Annotated in this window: 3 protein-coding genes; 1 reads left to right on the plus strand and 2 read right to left on the minus strand. The window is 65.1% G+C overall.

Annotated elements, in window-relative coordinates; genetic code table 11:
• Nucleotides 1-66: 66 nt before the first annotated feature.
• Both K6I33_RS34735 and K6I33_RS34740 read right to left on the minus strand, forming a co-directional pair.
• Entirely contained in the window at nucleotides 67-279 is a 213-nt protein-coding gene (locus K6I33_RS34735; RefSeq protein WP_229358782.1) for a DUF397 domain-containing protein, read from the minus strand.
• Nucleotides 276-1,094, minus strand: coding sequence for a helix-turn-helix transcriptional regulator (locus tag K6I33_RS34740; RefSeq protein ID WP_229358783.1), 819 nt, complete (start codon nucleotides 1,092-1,094; stop codon nucleotides 276-278). The genes K6I33_RS34735 and K6I33_RS34740 overlap by 4 nt, the downstream gene beginning before the upstream one ends.
• Nucleotides 1,095-1,282: 188 nt before the next feature.
• Here K6I33_RS34740 and K6I33_RS34745 point away from each other — a divergent pair, with 188 nt between their 5' ends.
• Nucleotides 1,283-1,627 (plus strand): hypothetical protein, encoded by a 345-nt coding sequence (locus K6I33_RS34745; RefSeq protein WP_229358784.1) that lies wholly within the window; start codon nucleotides 1,283-1,285, stop codon nucleotides 1,625-1,627.
• The last annotated feature ends 133 nt before the right edge of the window (nucleotides 1,628-1,760 follow it).

A 1,760-nucleotide genomic window follows, 5' to 3' on the forward strand; every position in this document is an offset into this window, starting at 1 on the left:
GTGGGTGGGAGATATCCCCCACCACCCATTCCTCTAAAACAGCGCTCGGGTCTCGGACCTCGGGTCTCAAGCCCCGGCGACAAAACCCGTGAACGCCGCCCATGCGGCGGGGGTGACGTCGAGTCTCGGAGCTCGGAGCTCAAGCTTCGAGTCCCGGACGTGGACGGTGTCCGGGTAGCAGGTGGCCACCTCGACGCAAGCTTCGCCGCCGTTTCCGCTGTAGCTGGACTTAAACCAGTCCAGATCCTCGTAACTGGCTATTCGTCCCTCAGTGTTCACAGCTCTCCCAGCATCTTCCCGATCATGCTCACCGAATCCTCAGGAGTGAGCGCCTGCGATCGCAGCATGGCAGAGCGCATACTCACGTCTGACACGTCCTTCGCGCCGGAGAGCATTACACCCTTCTGCCCTTCGAAGTACACGAACCGCTCGTGGTCCTTGGTCTCCAGTACGTACAGGGGCCCCGCGAGCCCGGCGTGCGTCTCCCTGCGGGTCGGCATGATCTGGATGTCGACGTTACGGAGCTTGGACAGGTCAAGCAGATGGTGCATCTGGCCGCGCATCACGTCCTTGCCACCGATCCACCGCTCCAGGACGACCTGTTCAAGCACCGCGCTGATCACGGCAGGCGGTGTGCGGGTCAGCAGCTTCTGGCGCTCCAACCGTGCTGCCACTCCCTGCTCGATCTCCTCGTCGTCGATGAGCGGACGTTCGCTGCGGAACACTGCCAACGCGTATTCCTCGGTCTGGAACAGCCCGGGGACCACGTGATTCTGGTAGATCTCCAGCGAACGGCACTCCTCCTCGTACTTCGCGTACTCCTCGAACCAGTCCGGGAACTTGCTCTGCACGATGTGCTTCGCCGCCTCCCGTAGCAGCCCTCCCCCATCGCACAGCTCCTCCGCCGTGTCGATGAGCTTGATCGACGGCTTTCGCCGCCCCTGTTCGACCGAACAGATCATGTCCACCGAGTACTTCGCCGCCTCGGCGAGTTGTTCCCTGCTCACGCCCGCACGTCTGCGCACTGCCTGCAGCACCGCGCCGAACATCCGCATCGTCGCCGACTTGGACCGTGCTTGCCTGCCGTCCGGCATGCTTCTCCCTCCCGGCATTCCCCGACAGCGGCGTACCGAACCGGGGGTCCGCCTCCAGTCACTGGTCAGGCTAGGCACGATCACCCATCGTGTTCGGCGTGAAAGACGAAACTCACCCCCCAACCTCAACAATTGCCTTCCGTCCAGAGTGGGTTCCGCTGTCAGGACACCACCTGTGGCGCTGTGGCGTGCACTTCGACGTGGTGCGCGCCCAGGGCGTGGTCGGTGAACAGTTCGCCCTTCAGCTCATCGAACGTGCCGCGCCCGACCCGGGGCCGGTGGTGTGCGAGGCGAAGGGGTTCCGCTGGACGTACTTCCTGCTGCCGCCGGGCACGGCGAGGCAGTACCCGTGGCCCGTGGGCGTCCAGTGGTTCAGTGGGAAGCGCACGATCGCGTACATCGGGGTGCCCGCGCTGACGGGGAACACGTGGCCGTTGCTCTGGTACTCGCGGCCGACGCGGGCGGCGCCGTTCGTGGACCCGAAGACGCTGCACAACGTGATGGATCCGGCCGGTCCGATTCCGCGCTTGTAAGGTCCGGGGCCCACGGGAACGCTGGCGCAATGCCTTTCAGACATGTACGTCATGTGCGCAGAGCCGTCGGCTCGTTCGTCGTGGGCCTCGCTTTCATAGCCGGGGCGGCCCCCACCGCGACCGCCGCCCCCGC

This window comes from Streptomyces sp. UNOB3_S3 (assembly GCF_020740895.1).
In the GTDB taxonomy this organism is placed as follows: Bacteria; Actinomycetota; Actinomycetes; order Streptomycetales; family Streptomycetaceae; genus Streptomyces.